Source organism: Chitinophaga sp. MM2321 (genome assembly GCF_964033635.1).
Taxonomy (GTDB): Bacteria; Bacteroidota; Bacteroidia; order Chitinophagales; family Chitinophagaceae; genus Chitinophaga.
On record NZ_OZ035533.1, the window covers coordinates 4,932,449 to 4,949,630 of the forward strand.

General features: G+C 44.1%; 13 protein-coding genes and 1 tRNA gene. 7 read left to right on the forward strand and 7 right to left on the reverse strand.

What is annotated here, in order from left to right; translation table 11 throughout:
• Window positions 1–170: 170 nt before the first annotated feature.
• On the reverse strand, window positions 171–1,031 hold the full coding sequence (locus ABQ275_RS19030) for a PQQ-binding-like beta-propeller repeat protein (RefSeq protein ID WP_349314747.1): 861 nt from the start codon (window positions 1,029–1,031) through the stop codon (window positions 171–173).
• A gap of 414 nt (window positions 1,032–1,445) precedes the next feature.
• Here ABQ275_RS19030 and ABQ275_RS19035 point away from each other — a divergent pair, with 414 nt between their 5' ends.
• Entirely contained in the window at window positions 1,446–1,613 is a 168-nt protein-coding gene (locus ABQ275_RS19035; protein ID WP_349314748.1) for a hypothetical protein, read from the forward strand.
• 246 nt (window positions 1,614–1,859) lie between these two features.
• Here ABQ275_RS19035 and ABQ275_RS19040 read toward each other — a convergent pair whose 3' ends face one another.
• The 5 genes from ABQ275_RS19040 to ABQ275_RS19060 form a co-directional block, all read right to left on the reverse strand.
• Complete coding sequence (locus tag ABQ275_RS19040; protein ID WP_349314749.1) at window positions 1,860–2,219, reverse strand: antibiotic biosynthesis monooxygenase; 360 nt, start codon at window positions 2,217–2,219, stop codon at window positions 1,860–1,862.
• 104 nt (window positions 2,220–2,323) lie between these two features.
• On the reverse strand, window positions 2,324–2,962 hold the full coding sequence (locus ABQ275_RS19045) for a carboxymuconolactone decarboxylase family protein (protein WP_349314750.1): 639 nt from the start codon (window positions 2,960–2,962) through the stop codon (window positions 2,324–2,326).
• A gap of 770 nt (window positions 2,963–3,732) precedes the next feature.
• Window positions 3,733–3,803: transfer RNA gene (locus ABQ275_RS19050), tRNA-Gln, on the reverse strand.
• Between the two features lie 75 nt (window positions 3,804–3,878).
• Window positions 3,879–4,364: a DUF4126 family protein gene (locus ABQ275_RS19055; protein ID WP_349314751.1), complete on the reverse strand. Its 486-nt coding sequence runs from the start codon at window positions 4,362–4,364 to the stop codon at window positions 3,879–3,881.
• Between the two features lie 70 nt (window positions 4,365–4,434).
• On the reverse strand, window positions 4,435–4,827 hold the full coding sequence (locus ABQ275_RS19060; protein WP_349314752.1) for an acyl-CoA thioesterase: 393 nt from the start codon (window positions 4,825–4,827) through the stop codon (window positions 4,435–4,437).
• 108 nt (window positions 4,828–4,935) lie between these two features.
• Between ABQ275_RS19060 and ABQ275_RS19065 the strand changes: the two genes are divergently transcribed.
• Entirely contained in the window at window positions 4,936–5,841 is a 906-nt protein-coding gene (locus ABQ275_RS19065; RefSeq protein WP_349314753.1) for a DUF6929 family protein, read from the forward strand.
• 12 nt (window positions 5,842–5,853) lie between these two features.
• Here ABQ275_RS19065 and ABQ275_RS19070 read toward each other — a convergent pair whose 3' ends face one another.
• Window positions 5,854–8,223, reverse strand: coding sequence for an ABC transporter permease (locus ABQ275_RS19070; protein WP_349314754.1), 2,370 nt, complete (start codon window positions 8,221–8,223; stop codon window positions 5,854–5,856).
• Window positions 8,224–8,548: 325 nt separating this feature from the next.
• Here ABQ275_RS19070 and ABQ275_RS19075 point away from each other — a divergent pair, with 325 nt between their 5' ends.
• The 5 genes from ABQ275_RS19075 (at window position 8,549) to ABQ275_RS19095 (ending at window position 17,130) form a co-directional block, all read left to right on the forward strand.
• The gene (locus ABQ275_RS19075) at window positions 8,549–9,148 is read left to right on the forward strand and encodes an RNA polymerase sigma-70 factor (protein ID WP_349314755.1); all 600 of its coding nucleotides are present in this window, start codon (window positions 8,549–8,551) and stop codon (window positions 9,146–9,148) included.
• A gap of 107 nt (window positions 9,149–9,255) precedes the next feature.
• Window positions 9,256–10,422: a FecR domain-containing protein gene (locus ABQ275_RS19080; RefSeq protein WP_349314756.1), complete on the forward strand. Its 1,167-nt coding sequence runs from the start codon at window positions 9,256–9,258 to the stop codon at window positions 10,420–10,422.
• Window positions 10,423–10,687: 265 nt separating this feature from the next.
• The gene (locus ABQ275_RS19085; RefSeq protein ID WP_349314757.1) at window positions 10,688–14,002 is read left to right on the forward strand and encodes a TonB-dependent receptor; all 3,315 of its coding nucleotides are present in this window, start codon (window positions 10,688–10,690) and stop codon (window positions 14,000–14,002) included.
• A gap of 20 nt (window positions 14,003–14,022) precedes the next feature.
• The gene (locus ABQ275_RS19090) at window positions 14,023–15,768 is read left to right on the forward strand and encodes a RagB/SusD family nutrient uptake outer membrane protein (RefSeq protein WP_349314758.1); all 1,746 of its coding nucleotides are present in this window, start codon (window positions 14,023–14,025) and stop codon (window positions 15,766–15,768) included.
• A gap of 45 nt (window positions 15,769–15,813) precedes the next feature.
• Window positions 15,814–17,130, forward strand: coding sequence for a hypothetical protein (locus ABQ275_RS19095; RefSeq protein ID WP_349314759.1), 1,317 nt, complete (start codon window positions 15,814–15,816; stop codon window positions 17,128–17,130).
• Window positions 17,131–17,182: the final 52 nt, after the last annotated feature.

The window sequence follows — 17,182 nt, forward strand, 5'->3', positions numbered from 1 at the left end:
ACGGACCGTAAAACAATTCGCAAATTTCAGCGGATCCTGAAGAAGATCCCAAAATATAAAACCCGCTACAACTTGTATCTGTAGCGGGTTTTATATTCATTGATGATCTTTAACGATCGAGGGTTCATGCCCTAATGTTGCCCAACCGTACAAATTTAGTTTTTCAGCATTTACGAAAAAAAGAGCTGTTGAAAGGCCGTCTGCAAGCATGGCAATCTCCGCAATTGCCCTATCTGAACAAAGGCTGTGTCTGCACTCGCTCCGTGCGGGGCAGGCAAATCATAATCCCAAAGATCATGGTGAACCGTCTGAAAATGCCATTTGTAATGACCGGTAGCCGCATCTAATGCTAATACACAGTTACCGTATAGGTTCTTTCCTTTTCTGTCGGCACCATAATAATCATAAGAGGGTGAGCCAAGCGCAAGGAAAACCATGCCTCTATCCGGGTCGATGCTCAGTCCTGCCCAACAATTAACCCCACCCGCATATTTGTAGGCATCAGGTGGCCAGGTTTCGTAACCGAGTTCACCGGGATGAGGAATAGTATGAAAAGTCCATGCTAATTTTCCGGTTTTGCAGTTATAAGCTCTAATATATCCTGGAGGAGCTCCATAAAGATCTGGTGTTCGCAACCCGATAATAATTAAATCTTTGAAGATCCTTCCAGGGGTTGAAAGTGAAACCGAAATTTTTTCAGGGTCATCTCTTACACCTTCATTCAGGTTCACTCTGCCATTTATACCAAACGAAGAAATGATCTTTCCTGTGCTTGCATCAATTGCCATTAAATAATTACCTGAAGAATATAAAATTCTTTTATCATCGCCACTTTTCCAGTAAGTAACACCTCTGCTGGCAGCACTGGGCTTACCTTCTTCCAAGGTCTTACATGACCAAATTTCTTTACCTGTAGCTGCATCAATTGCATAAACAGTCTGCTTACCAGAATTGGTATACATGACACCGTCAACAATTATTGGATTACTTTGACTCGACACAGGCTCCTGACCTTGCGCCAGATCATTCATTTGGAAAGTCCAGGCACTCTCTAATCGGCTTACATTTGATACATTTAAGTTCCGAATTGATAAGTACTAAATGGGTATACAGATTACAGATTCTTCTACCAATATTACTGATTAACAATCGGCATTTTTTTTTGATTTTATATTGTAAACAGCGCAATGATCCAGCTCATGGTCTAAGGGGTTCCATCTCCAAAAATCGCCAACAGAACAGTAGATAGTATTCCGCTAGCATATTGCAGGGAGCCCAGCAGAACAGAGGCTGTACCCGCCATTTAGAGTACACCATCCAATGCCAAATCGTTTGCTGTAGCAGCTATGATGCCCTTCATTGAAAAGAAGCTGCACCTGTCTCAAAAGGAAAGGAAAATTGTTTTTGATTGCTTTCCCAAGATTGAATATGAATTAACCCACTCTGTGAACAAGCATAGCAAACAGCTGATCACCTCTAATATCGAACTGTTCCTGAATTACTGCGAGCGGTTTTACGACCGTCAGTTTATCACCCGGGAACATATCAATAAAGGAATATTAGAGAAGTTTGAAGAAAAGTTAAACAGCTATTTTACCTCCGAAAAACCATAGTATAGGATTACCGTCAGTCGCTTATTTCGCAGATGAACTTCATTTATCGGCCAATTATTTTGGCGACCATTTTAGTCGCTTATTCAAAACACGTGTAGGTTATACGCCAAATGAATACAGGAATTTGAATTGACATAACGCGCGGGTATATATAAAATTCAGCGGCACGGAGCGGCGATATTTTTAAATCATCTGCATTGTCTATACGGTTTAGCTCCAATGGAGAAAATTGTTTATCCATGGTTTCTACTTTTTCAACTTTTTAAAAATCGCCTGAGCTGCTTTCAGATCCATTGCCTCCATGTCCAAAAGTTTTAATGATTTGACCATGTGGAGCGTACCCGTTTTATACTTTTGGAAATGTTCGGTTTTCAAATGGGACAGATAGGCTTGCTGATCTTTGTACATTTCTAATATCCTTATCTGTGTTAGATTCTCTTTTTGGAACATCGGGAAGATGGCAATAACACCTGCTTCCAATCTTACGGATGCTTCGGCTTCATCTTTAAGTATTGTCTTGTATTCTTCCAGATATTGTGGATGTATTTCAATCTCCGAAATACGCACCATCATTTTCTTTTGTTGTGCATGGACAATGTTGTTCATACTAAAGAGTATTATTATTACCAGCACGGCCTGCAACGGCCATTTGAAGCAATTACGGTATAGAAAATCATTTTTATCCATATCCCCTTTATTAAAATGCTTTTTTACTTTTTCATTTTAGAGAGAACTGCTCTTGCAGTTTCAGCCTGTTCCTTGCTTATAGCTTTTTCAATGATATCACACATGGATTTTACCTGTTCTACTGTAATCCCGGTATTCATACCCATTCCGATATGCGCCTGCAATTGCTCTTCTACACCAGGCATAGCGGCTAAAGCTGCAATTGTAACCAGCTCCCTTTGCTGATAGGTAAGTACATCACTAACAAAAATGTCAGCAAACAAATGTTCTTTCAGAAAGGTATCGATACGTGGGGCAAACTCCCCGAAACCGGGAGCAGGTTTTACCTGTGGTGTTTTTGTCAACGTTTCCAAAACTTGTCTGCCCTGTTCGTATTTGTCTTCAGTATAGTTTACAACTATGATTTCTTTTCCGATACTATCCGTAATGCCTTTGGATGCTCTTTGGTCCAATACTGTTTTAAAGGTATTGATCCCATTGAGGCTTCTCGGAAAACCGCAGTACGCATATAGTTGCACCAATGCTTCTTTGATTTCGTTAATAGTTAACCCTGCATCCAATGCCATATTCAACTGGATTTTCAAGTTACCCAGATCTCCTGTTGCCGTAAGTGCGGAAACAGTTATTAAGCCTTGTTGTTGGGTATTCAGTACCTTGTTCATATCGGTTCTGTTTTGTGCATTCATTGTACCTATGTTCAATATTAAAACAAAAAACAATATCCATCTTATAAACTTGCCTTTGTTCATATTTTATACGATTACTATTTGTTTACTTCGTTAAATTCTTCGTCTGTTACGGGGGTTAACCAGGTCACATTATCATCGCCTTATAAAATTGGTTACTGCAATGTGTACCATCTTGCTGGTAGCTTGGCTCCATGCCAATGTATAAGGTGCTCATCATATCTTATCCATTTTGTAATAACATGATAGGGCAAAGTTCATCAATCCTGTTTGCAATGGATTTATATAGAATACAGTTCTTTCTACCATTTTTACGGATTCTTCGTTAAATGTATAAATGAGGGACTTAGGCTTGTTAAGTGTGGTTAATTTTGATGAAGTGCCCACCATTCAGCTTTTCCGGCGGTATATGGGCGTTTATGCCGTGTTCCTGAAAAACATAAAGTGTGGTGATATGCTGTATGGCTGTCAGCCTTATGATTACGAGGATGGCACTTTGGTTTTTGTGGCTCCGGGACAGGTGTATGGCGTTGATAGCAAAGGCATCGTCACAAAGCCGTCGGGCTATGCTTTGATTTTTCATCCCGATCTGATCAGAGGAACACAATTGGGAAAAACGATTAAGAACTATACTTTTTTTTCTTATGAAGTGAACGAAGTTTTAAATTGTATTTATAACATTACCAACGACTTATGGTCAAAAAATAAAAAAGAGAATGGAAAAAATTCCATTCTCTCTAGTTTTGTTGCCCAACCAGGATTCGAACCTAGACAAATAGAACCAAAATCTATCGTACTACCATTATACTATTAGGCACCGTAAACGGGACGCAAATGTAGCTTTTTTTTCATAACAAACACATCCGGCCAAAATATTCATGGAGTTATCTGACTATTTCCGGACGGTAGCTGCTGCTGCAATACCCACAGCGATGGCGTCTTCCACACCGCCCACAAAGGCATCTTTCACTTTATATTGCCTCCCTGCCGACCGGCGCAGATAAAAACAGGCATACGCCGCAGCCACGGCGGCAACAGCGCCAATCAATGCGCCCTGCCAGGCTTTATCTCCTTTTGCCTTGTATAAAGTGGCTCCTGCCAGTCCACCGGAAAGGGCTCTTCCCGTCAGGCCGGTAGCGGCAATACGATCAGGAATACCCGGTACCTTATCCAGTACCAGCTCACCGGCGGCCATGGTTTGCAAGCCCCGCATCACCACATCCCGTTGCATCAGTCCCAGCGGAGATCCCTTCAGCTTCCGCGAAGGATACCGGTTTACATACTGGCTCGCAAATGCTGGTCCGAGGGTACTGCGCATACCGGAAACAGCACCCAGACAAATTACCCGTAATAATGTAGGAAGGATCGCTTTTTTCATATTAACAGCAGTCACAATCATTGTGCCATGCATACCCTGGTTGTGGGCAACAGATCCGGCGCGGCAGCCCCTATTCTTCTCTCAAACGTTCATCCGTATACGTGATTTCAGATCTCCCGTGGGGTACGGGCGTACCATGTTCGTCTACACTTACGAATACGATCCGGTCTATGGTCAGGATACTTTTTTGGGTGATCTTGTTCCTCACTTCGCAGGTTAAAGTGAGGGAGGTTCTGCCAAAATGAATAGCCTTGATGCCCAACTCTACAATGTCTCCCTGCCTGGCGGAGTTAATAAAATTTATTTCAGACATGTATTTGGTCACACACCTGTTGGTACCTAACTGGATGATGGAATAGATCGCTGCCTCTTCATCGATCCAGCGTAGCAGGCTGCCGCCAAACAAAGTACCATGTGCATTCAGATCTTCCGGCTTTACCCATTTGCGTGTGTAAAAATTCATCTGTAACTGATTTTGATGTTACCCATAAAAGTACAAAGCTATTTTATTCCTGCCTGTAAAACATGGCTCCCCTTCGGGGGATGGGCCGATTAATGTATATTTAACAGGATGAAAGCAACTATTGAACTACTCCGGTCGCAGGTATTGCCCGATTTCCCATCGGGGTCATCTATCAACTATTATAACGAAAAATTTTACCTCGTAGGCGATGATGCCAATTATGTGCTGATACTCGATGCACAATATCAGCAGGTGGATAAAATAATGTTGTTCGATTATCCGCAACAGCGGATACCCAAGCCCGTAAAAGCTGATCTTGAAACATCCGTGATCCTCCCGCTGGCAGGCAAGCCGCACCTGCTGGTGTTTGGCTCCGCATCTCTGGAAGAAAGAAAAAGAATGATCCTTATTCCGTTGATGACCACAGATTATAAACGCTTTTATCCCGAATCTTATGGAGATGATTTTTTCGATCAACTGAAAAATGAAGGTATCACACAAATGAATATTGAAGGGGCAACTATTATCGGGGAACAACTGGTACTGGCCAACCGCGGCAATAATACCCATACGGAGAACCAGCTGATCATGGTACATCCGGAATTTTGGAAAGAAGGCATGCCCTGCCAGCTAACTATTTCCAGGGTAAGTATCCCTTCACTCACCAAAAATTTCCCGGGAATTTCAGAACTCTGCTATGTAGCCTCCCGCGATCTTTTGCTGGTAACGATTACCAGCGAAGCTACCAGCAATGCTTATGAAGATGGAGAAATTGCAGACAGCTATATCGGTTGGATAGCACATGCGGCGGAAAAAATTAAAGCGCCCACTATTGCGTTGGATGGCGTGCTCAATCTGCCGGCAACCGACCCCGTTTTCCTCCATCAGAAAATCGAAGGGGTTTGTGTAGCGCAGGAATCTGCGGATGCACTTTTTCTTCATATGGTAGCTGATAACGATCAGGGAGAAACCAGTCTGTTCAATGTAAAAATGATTTTTTCGGAAGAAAAATAACCACTCAAATCCTTATTCCGCCTTCAGACTGTTCACCGGATTCATAAATGCGGCCCTGACAGCCTGAAAACTGATCGTACAGATAGTGATCACCAAAGCGCCTGTGGTGGCCATAATAAATACGCCCGGCCCGATGGTAATGTGATAGGTATATTTTGCCAGCCAGTGATGCAGAAAATAAAATGATACCGGTGAAGCAATGGCACAACCAACGATGACCAGCAGGATAAAATCTTTTGAGAGTAATAACCACAGCTGCATTACAGTAGCGCCCATTACTTTCCTCACCGCTATTTCTTTTGTCCGCTGCGAAGCCATAAAAGCAGCAAGACCAAATAAGCCCAGGCAGGAGATGAAAATGGCTAACCCGGCGAAGATCGCTGCCAGCTTACCTGCCAGCGTTTCGAGGTTAAACTTCTGCGCATAAGCATCATCTGCAAATGCGTAATCATAAGGGAATGCAGGATTATATTTATTAAAGATGGGTGTTATCTTTTCAATAGCCGTATGTGCGTTCACGTTAGCAGACAAACGATACAGCAGCATGTCGGCATCTTGCTCATGTTCAAAAACGGCTGCTTCCACCGGTTTAAAAGGTGATTCCATAATAGCATCTTTCACTACACCGGCAATGGCTACACGCTTATCCTGCTGCCATACAATATACTGACCTACCGGATCGGTAAGTCCCATCCTTTTCACCGCTGCTTCATTCACGATCACAGTACCCGAATCCTGCGCCCATGTGGGGTAAAAGTCGCGGCCCGCTGCCAACTGCATGCCTACTGTTTCGAAATAATCAGGCGACACCGCAATAGCGGCAACACTCAGCATGTCTTCAGACGTTTTACCTCTCCAGCTATTCACGGCTGTATGTGACCACACATCTGTAACAGGACTCGATGCCTTTGAAATGTTTTCCACCAGGCCGCTTTGCAACAGGTCATTACGCAGCGCATCATAATTACGGCGCATATCTTCACTCATCCCGGTAAAAACCAGCCCGTCAGCATTATACCCCGCCGGCCGTTGCTTGGCATGCCGGATCTGCTGATAAATAATAATTGTACTGATGATCAACGCCACACTGCATGCAAACTGTATCACCACCAGCGATTTCCTGCGCAAAGTGGCCTGCCGGCCCGCCCGGAATGTACCCTTCAATACTTTCACGGCTTCAAAAGATGACAGGTAAAAAGCAGGTCTGCTACCGGCTATCAGACCGGTGACGACAACAAATAACAACAACAGTTCCCATGCCAGCGGATTGCCGTAAGGAATGGCTATCGTTGCCCCGATGATTTGATTAAAGACCGGCAACGCCAGCTCCACTATTCCGATACTTAAAAATGCCGATATCACCGTGATCAGCATGGATTCAACCAGGAACTGGAAAATGAGTTCGCGCCGTCCCGAACCAATTGCCTTTCTTACACCTACTTCGCGCGCCCGCTTTTCTGAACGTGCGGTCGCTAAATTGATGAAGTTAATACAGGCTATCAACAGCACCAGTATACCCACAATAGAAAACATTCTTACATACTCAATAAAACCTCCGCTCACTTTTCCGTTCTCAAAATTGCTGTACAACCGCCATGCACGCATGGGGTGCAGAAAAACGGTCGCCTTCATCTCTTTATCATGCCTGCTGATAATATCTTTTATCTTGGGAGATACCTGCACGAGTGAAACACCCGGCGCTAAGGATACATATAACTGGAAAGAGTTATTGAGCCATTGCGTGCGGGCCAATCTCATCCAGTCCTGCGTCTGCTCATAAAATTTAAAAGGCACCAGGTATTTAAATCCAAAAGAGGAATTAGCCGGGAGATCTTTCAGGATACCCGTCACTTTAAGATCGTAATGGTTGTCAAGACGTACGATCTTATTTACCGGATCAGCATTGCCAAACAAGGCCTTGGCAGTGGTTTCCGTGAGCACAATGGAATAAGGATCATTCAACACCTGCGCTACCTGTCCTGATAACAGTGGAAAGCCGAAGGCACGTAAAAAATCAGGGTTTGCACCGGTACCATTCAGCAGCAGTTTTTTATCGCCTGCCATCAGGCCGTGCCGGTCGTTCCAATCCGTTTCTGCTACGTATTGGATTCCCGGAATCTCTTTGCGCAGGGCTTCGGCCAGCGCCAGGGAAGCGGAGCTGATCGTAGTAGTATCACCATCATTACTTTTATAATTGAGTTTTACCTGGTACAGGTTTTCATAGCCGGGAATAAAGCGGTCATAAGAATATTCCCGGAATACCCACAATCCTATCAGCAACGCCACCGCCATACCAGTAGCCAATCCAAAGATATTAAGCGCACTATACACCTTATTGTGCAGGATATTGCGCCAGGCAGTTTTGATATAATTCAGGAACATGAGCGATCTATTAAAATGATGATGACCACTTCCCGGCTCCAAAGGAGTGCCAGATGCAAAGCTACTGGTTTTCAATAGGAAGCAGCCGTTGCGGTGTCCGGTTTTACACCGGAGATGTCCGGTAGCGGACAATTACAGCCACCGATATATCGTATCTCTAGTCATCCTGTAGCCGGAATGGCGATTGCGAAAAATATAAAAGAGAGGGTGGGCATCTCCCTATAATATTACTGATAATCATCCGCCAACGTAACAGGGTGGGTAGTATAAATTTATGTTTTTGTTAATTTTTTTATAAATTTAGACTTATCACATTTTTTTTCTGATGCAGTCTTCCGATGTTTTATTCGAAAAAGAATTGTTGTTGCGTGTAGCGGACGGAGATGAAAAGGCTTTCCGGAAGATCTTCGACCTGTACAAAGAACCATTTTACGCAGCGGCCCTGAAAATGACCCGCTCGGATGAAACGGCTGAAGAGATTGTTCAGGAGGTTTTTGTTACCCTTTGGTTGCGGCGGGCCAACCTGGCGGCCGTAGAGCATCCTTCCTCCTACCTGTTTACCATTGTTTATAATTGTATACGCGCCCATTTTAAAAAACTGGCGATAGAAAAAAGATTGAAACAAAATATCGGTGAGCAGCATCCGGTAGGAGAATGCCTTACGGAAGAGCGGTTGATAGACAAGGAAAACCAGCAACTGCTCCAGGATATTATTCATCAACTTCCCCCTCAGCAACAACTGATATACCAGCTAAGCCGGAAGCAGGGCCTTAGCCGCGATGAAATTGCGGATCACCTGGCGATTTCTCCACACACCGTAAAAAACCACCTATTGAAAGCCCTGAAGTATATCCGGTCTCACTATCATCATATTACTTCTCTCCTCTTTTCCCTTTTTAGCTGGATCATTTTCCGGCTCCTTTAGTTATTTCCGCTAACATATTTTTTGGGGAGCAGATTTTTTTTCACCGCACTAGTACAACCACCCTTCCTTTTTACTCTTATTAATAAACTGATACAAATTGATTGATCATGCCACTTTCTGAAGAACGGGTCTATTACTTACTGCAGGCCTATACCTATCGCACGGCAACTGCGGAGGAAGAGCAGGAATTATTTGAATGGATATCATCTACCTCCGAAGATACCCTGCTGAAAGATTATGTGCAGCAGTTGATACAGGAGCACCAGCATGAAAAACTTCCGGATGTGGACTGGGAAAATATATACCGGCGGATAAAGCAGGATACGGAAATCGACTCCCCTGCGCAACCAGCGCGCAGGATAAGCTGGTATTATGCCGCAGCGGCGGCTGTGTTGCTGTTAATAGCAGGGAGCAGTTTCTACCTGCTTTTCAATAAAAAGCATACAACGGCCAACACGCTTGCCCATAAGGCAAGCAACAACGTAAATGATGTTCCTCCCGGCAAGTTTAAAGCGATTATACAGGCCGGCAACGGGCAAGTGGTATTAAACAGGAATGACACCAGTTTTATGCTTGCCGGCAATGCGGTAAATATCAACAATGGCAACCTGCAGATAACTACTGATACTGAAAAACCGATCCAGTATACCCTGATAACACCCCGTGGCGGGGAATATCAGCTGACACTTTCCGATGGTACAACCGTATGGCTCAACGCTGACTCCAAACTGGTATATCCCACTGTATTTACAGGTAATACAAGAGTAGTAACGTTGGAAGGAGAAGCTTACTTTGATGTACATCAGGATGCCAGTCATCCGTTTGTGGTGAAAACCTCCCATCAAAGCGTGCGGGTACTGGGCACGGAATTTAATATACATGCCTACCCCGATGAGCCAAAAGTGGTGACTACGTTGATCAATGGCAGGGTACAGGTAAACAGTCAGGACCACACCCTGTTGTTACAGCCAGGGCAGCAGGCCCATCTTACCGGAGAAGGACTGCTAAGTCTTCAGCCGGATGCCGATATAGAACAGGTAATTGCCTGGAAAAACGGCTATTTCCGCTTTATGAAAGCAGATATACACAGCATTATGCAACAGTTATCCCGCTGGTATGATGTGGAAGTACACTATGAAAAAAATCTAAAGCCTGCTTCTTTCGGCGCTGTCATCAGCAGGAATAATAATATATCTCAGGTACTCAATATGCTGGAAGCAACGGGAGAAGTTCATTTCAAAATAGAGGGCCGTAAGATATCCGTAATGCCATGAATTTAAATTGACCATTTATCACCAAAAAACATAAGTCTTATGCAGTATAATGATACTTAACTCTTTTCTATCCGGTGATCTATATAAAAAAACCAGGAGCGTTGGCCCGCCCCTGGAGGAAGTATGGATTGTCTGGAAACAATATTCCGTCTAACAGGTAATTGATTCACTCAACATCCAAACAGCACTGCAATTTATGCAATTAAACAATTATGGAAAAACCTTTCCCTTGAAAGGTCTTTTGAACAAACGAAATATTCTGGTTATGAAGCTCACGGTACTGCTCCTAACCGTTACCTGCCTCCAACTAAGGGCCAGCACATATGCCCAGCAAATTACACTGAAGGAAAAGAATGCTTCCCTTGAGAAGGTATTTAACGAGATATACAAGCAAACAGGCTATCAGTTTGTATATACAGATAATCTGCTGCAACAGGCTAAAAAGATAGACATCGATATCGTGAAGGCACCGCTGGAGAAGGTGTTGGAAACCTGCTTTAAAGACCAGCCGTTTACATACATGCTGAAGGATAAAGCCATTATCGTAAAAAGGAAAGCCCCGCCGGAGAAAGTCCTTATAAGTGCGCCCGTGCCTGTAAAGGTTACCGGCGTAGTGAAAGACAAGCTGGGCAATCCATTGATTGGTGTCACGATAAGGGTGCTAAAGAAAGAAACAGGTACCCTTACCAATGAAAATGGCGTCTTCTCGCTCCTGGTGGAACCGGCCGATTCCCTGGAAATATCCTATGTAGGCTATCAGCGGCAGGTAGTGGTGGCAAATAGCCAGGCTCCCATGCAGATTACGCTGGAAGCCAGTCCGGGTGGATTGAACGAAGTAGTGGTGGTAGCTTATGGTCAGCAAAAGAAATCAAGCGTAACAGGCGCTATTGCTTCTATACAGACAAAAGAAATCAAACAAAGTCCCGCGGCCAACCTGGCTGTTACACTGGCAGGACGGTTACCGGGATTAACCGTTATTCAAAGTAGTGGTGAGCCGGGAAGAGATGCCACCGCCTTGTACCTGCGCGGGCGGGGAACCCTCAATGGACAGAATCCTGTTATCCTCGTGGATGGTGTGGAACGTGACCTCTCCTATATTGACCCTAACGAGGTGGAAAGTGTAACCATTCTGAAAGATGCTTCCTCTACAGCCATGTTTGGTGTGAGAGGTGCAAACGGCGTAATCCTGGTAACAACCAGGCGTGGAGAAACCGGAAAGTCCCGGATAAGCCTGACTGCTGAAACAGGGATACAGGATTTCACCAGAAGAAACTCCATCCTCAACTCATACGACTGGGCAAGATTAAAAAATGAAGCCTGGCATAATGATCATCCCGAAGCAGATCCCTCCAATCCTACCAGTCAGCCTCCCTACTCCGACTACGCGCTCGAACACTACCGGCTACAGGACGATCCGCTTCGCTATCCCAGTAATAACTGGCGAGATATGCTCATGTATAAATTTGTACCGCAAACAAGATATAATTTAAGCATCTCCGGAGGCGGGGAAAAGGTACAGTATTTTGTAAATGTTGGCTATTTAAATCAGGCCGGGCAATGGAAAGTAGACCAGGAAGACTATGATCCTTCTTCCTATCTGAAAAGATATAATTTCCGGTCAAACATCGATGCCGTCCTGAATAAGGCAAAAACACTCAAAACATTTCTGAACGTTGCCGGCTACCTGGAAAAAGCCAACTCGCCGTATCAGAAAGACATATTCCGCTATATCAATAATCAGTTTCCCAGTATCTTACCCGGGCCATTAACACCCGATGGTGAAGTGGTCATCGGCTCTGGTCTGTATACTAATTCTCCCTATGCCATGATTAACCGTAGTGGCTATATTCAGGGAACCAATAACAATATAACAGCATCATGGGGATTACAGCAGAACCTGGATTTTTTTACAGAAGGGTTATCTGCCAAATTCATGGCCTCTTTTGATACAAAAACGGCGTACCAGCTGGCCGCAAACCGCGACTATGAAATATGGACGCAGATAATGGACCCGAGTTTAAAAGGGGCTGATGGGGCAGACAGTGTGTATTATTCAAAGATCGGTGGTACCAATAGTCCATTGAGCCTTGCCAGCGGCGCTTCCTTTGAGTCTTTCACCAACTTCCAGTTCCTCGTCAATTATAACCGCACATTTTCAAACAAACATACCGTAACCGGACTGTTAATGGCACAGCAGGAACAAAGGATTAAACCGGGTGATGCGCTTCCGTTTAATCTAAGAGGATTTTCCTCCCGCTTAACTTACGGATTCAAAGATCTGTATTATGCGGAGTTCAATGCTGGTTACAATGGTTCTGAACAGTTTGCCAAAGGGCAACGTTATGGCTTTTTCCCTTCCATTTCAGGTGCGTGGATCATCAGTAATGAGAAATTCATGCAGCACGTAGCTGTCCTGGATTTTTTAAAGCTGAGAGCTTCTTATGGAAAAGTAGGAAATGATAGATTAGGAGGTAAACGGTTCTTATACCTGGATGATATACAACGCAGTGGCGGCGGTTATAGCCCAAGTCTGGGAAGAGGTGGTACGATCAACGAATCTTATATCGGCAATCGGGGTATACAATGGGAAATTGCCAAAAAGTCAAATATAGGACTGGAAGTAGGGCTTTTCAACCAACTTAAACTCTCCGTTGATGTGTTTAATGAAAGCCGCAATAATGTATTGATTTCCCGTGGTTCAGTACCGCTACTGAATGGTGTATCACAGGCTGCCCGGCCGCCTGCAAACATTGGCATCGTGAAAAACCAGGGGTATGAAATTGAGCTGAATTACAACAAAATTATTACAAATGATCTGACCATCTTTTCAAATTTAAACTTCAATTATGCCCGGAATGAAGTAGTGTTTGTAGATGAACCGGAGAAGGCAGCTGATTATGCCGCCCGTTACTCGCAAACAGGATATATGATCGGACAGAACTTCGGCTATATCACAGATGGTTATTTTAAAGATAACCAGGATATTGCCGCTTATCCGGCTTATAATATAGGGAGAACACCCCGCCCCGGTGATCTTAAATACAAGGATGTAAACGGGGATGGTATCATAAATGAAAAAGATCTCACAAAGATCGGAAATTCTGCAGTTCCCCAATACACTTATGGAGCAGCTTTTGGTATTAACTACAAAGGATTCAGTATCTCTGCCCTGTTCCAGGGAGTAGCAAAAGTTTCCAAATTCTTAACAGACATCGGCGTATATGAAACATACGATTTCCGCGAACGTATGCTGGACGCCTGGACACCTGAACGGGCAGCAACAAATGCAACGATCCGCTACCCCGCTTTGAGTACAGGGCTGTCTGCCAGCAACTTAAATAATACATTCTACCTGGAAAATACCAGCTTTGTTCGCCTTAAGAATGCCGAGATAGGATATACTTTACCCCAAAATATTTCGGGTAAAATAGGCGCCCAGATAATAAGGATCTATGTCAATGGGGTAAACCTGTTTACCTGGGATAAAATGCATACAGCAGACTATGATCCGGAAATATCCAACTCCTTTACCTACCCTGTTTACAGGGTGTTCAATTCCGGCATTAACATCACTTTTTAATTTTTTCAATCACGTTAGGTATGAACAAGCTCCTTATATTCTTTATAATACTTTTTCCGGTTCTCATCATCTCCGGTTGCAAGAAAGATCCCCTGGATATTACACCTGATGGAAGAATAACCATGCAGGATGTATTTAAAGACAACATACTCACCGAGGCATACGTAAGTTCTATTTATAACTACATCCCGTTATATGGTTCCCGTTATTACCCGAATGTAATGCTGGCTGTTTTTTCGGATGAAGCACATGGCAGCGATGACCCGCAGGATGGCTGGTCCAATGTTTCACAGTGGTACGGCGGAATGCTGAAGCCTTCCTATAATCCGCTCGATGCCGGCACAAACAGGGAGAGCGGTATTAAATGGAATGGTCAGTACTACGAAGATGCCTGGGGCGCCATCAGAAAAGCCAATACCTTTCTTACAGAAATACCCAATGTGCAAATGGCCGATCAGCATGCGCAAGCAAGATTTACAGCAGAAGTAAAGTTACTCAGGGCTTTTTTCTATCTCGGACTAATCAAAATGTACGGAGGAATGCCCGTTATTGATAAACAGTTCGCCGATAATTTTGACTATACCACGCTACATCGGAACTCTTTTGAGGAATGCGTTTCGTTTATCGTTAATGACTGCAATGCAGCCATTAACGAACCCAATCTTCCTTACAGGATTTCAATTGAAGGAGAACGGGGTCGCTTTACCAAAGCAGTAGCCTATGCCATTAAATCCCAGGCATTATTATACAATGCCAGCCCACTCTGGAATCCGGGCAACGACCTCTCAAAATGGCAGCTGGCGGCGGCGGCGGGCAAAGAAGCAGTGAATGCACTAACACAAAACGGATACGATCTGTACACCGACTATGAAAGCTATTTCCAGGGAAATTCCAGTAATACCAATGACCGAGAAACCATATTCGAGATTAAAAACGCCGATGCCACCTATGGTGGAATACTGTTCTTCATCAATGGGATACCTACGGTGGGTGCCGCTCTCGCAGGTGCAACACCTTCCCAGGAATTAGTGGATAGTTATGATATGGCAAATGGTAAAATAGCGATATCAGGATATAGGGATGCGGAACATTTACAACCGGTTATCAATACCGCTTCCGGTTATGATGAGGCGCAACCGTATAAAGACAGAGATCCCAGGTTTTATGCAAGTGTATGGTATAACCAGTCCTATTATGGGGTAATCAACGGCACACCGCACTATGTAGCTTCCTATCTGGGAGGAGAGGATGGTTTGGCACAATTAAGACAGCGTACGCACAATGGGTATTATTTAAGAAAATTTAATGATCCTGATTTGCGGATCGGCAACGTAGGCAATGTGCGCTGGAAGAAATACAGACTGGCGGAGATTTATCTCAACTATGCCGAGGCTGAAAATGAAGCAGCCGGCGCTACACCTGAGGCATACGAGGCAATTAATACCATCCGGGAAAGAGCAAAAATGCCGGTATTGCCAGACGGATTAACAAAAGAGGAAATGAGAGAAAGGATACATCGGGAAAGACGTGTGGAAATGGCGTTTGAAGAACAACGTTTCTGGGATGTCCGCAGGTGGAAAATCCTTGATCAGACGGATAAACTGACCACAGGAATCGCCTGGAAGAAAGAGGCAGATAACAGTTTTACAAAACAACGGATTGTAGTGGACAGGCGATCCTGCTGGGCTGATCAATTCCGCATATTTCCTATTCCGTTGAACGAATTAAGTACGCTGCCTGCATTCACCCAAAACCCGGGATGGTAGTAAACAGCAACAGGAAAAATTATCATTCACTGTAAATAATTATGTATGCGCACATGTAATAGAATGCTTACTGCATTCGCTGTCATTACTATTATACTAAGCAGCTGCACAAAGAAACAAATGATAGCACAGCAGGACCCTCCTGCTGTGCTACCCGAAAAGGAAAATCCAAAAACCAGCGATGCAACCTGGGCGCAGAACGAATTTATGCTCTCCACTTTTTTCGCGCTTCCTGGTAGCGGAGATACGGCGGTATATAGAAAAATACTGACGTATACAAAGGAATCAGGCATCAACCTGGTGGAGCTTACCTTTCTGAGCAGAGCAGCATTAATTCCTGCGCTTGATGTAGCGGAAAATGTAGGTGTTAAAACCCTGGTAGAAGATCTTTCTTCCTTCAGCGGATTCCAGACGACGGCGCCTTCTTTCACAGAAGATACCGTTATTAATACGGTCAACTGGTTAAACAATTATCCGATGGTGGAAGGATACTACCTCTGGGATGAACCCTATCAAACAGATTTCTCCCAGGTAAGAATCCTCCGCGACCTGTTTAAAGAACACGATCCTGCCCGCCTGGCTTTTTCTGTTATATTGCCCAGTTACGGACCCTACACCTGGGCAGACAGTTCCTATCCTGCGTATGTGGATAATTATTTATCCACGGTGGAACCCGAGGTAGTGTCATTTGATTATTATCCATTCCGCGAAAATCTGGCTTCCGTTAATCTCGTTAATAATGATCTCTGGAAAGACTTTGGCTATATCCGTAAAAAAGCATTGCAATACAATAAGCCTTTATGGTTTTATTTCCAGGCAATAGGAATGCAACCAGGGCAGACGAGCATTATGAACCTGGAAAGGATACAGGTTCAGATGTATGCGGCACTTGCCTATGGTGTAAAAGGATTGAGCTATTATACCAGCCACGAAGCGTTGATCGATGCTACGACCTACGACAAAACGCCTTTATTTAATGACCTGAAGACATTAAATACAGCGGTCAAGCATATCGGCAATTTTTTATTCAATAAACAGTCGGAAGAACTTTACCAGACCGGCATACTGGCGCAGAACCAAAACAGGTATTATCTCGACAAAATAGATTCGTCTGATCTACTGCACACGGCGCCGGATAACCTGGTAATTGGCCTGTTCGGCGATTCCACCACCACAAAATATGTGCTGGTCACCAATAAAAACTTTTCAGCTGAAACGGATGGCGTTATAACGCTCAGAAGGACAGCAAAAGTCAGTGAATTCAACAAAACCACTAACACCACTGCTATCCTGTCAAACAGTACAGATTCGATCATCATCCAGCTCCCTCCCGGAGAGGCCGCGCTGTATATCATAGAATGACCTGATCATTGTTATGGAAAAAATCATCGCTCCGGATGTAAAATCAAATAAG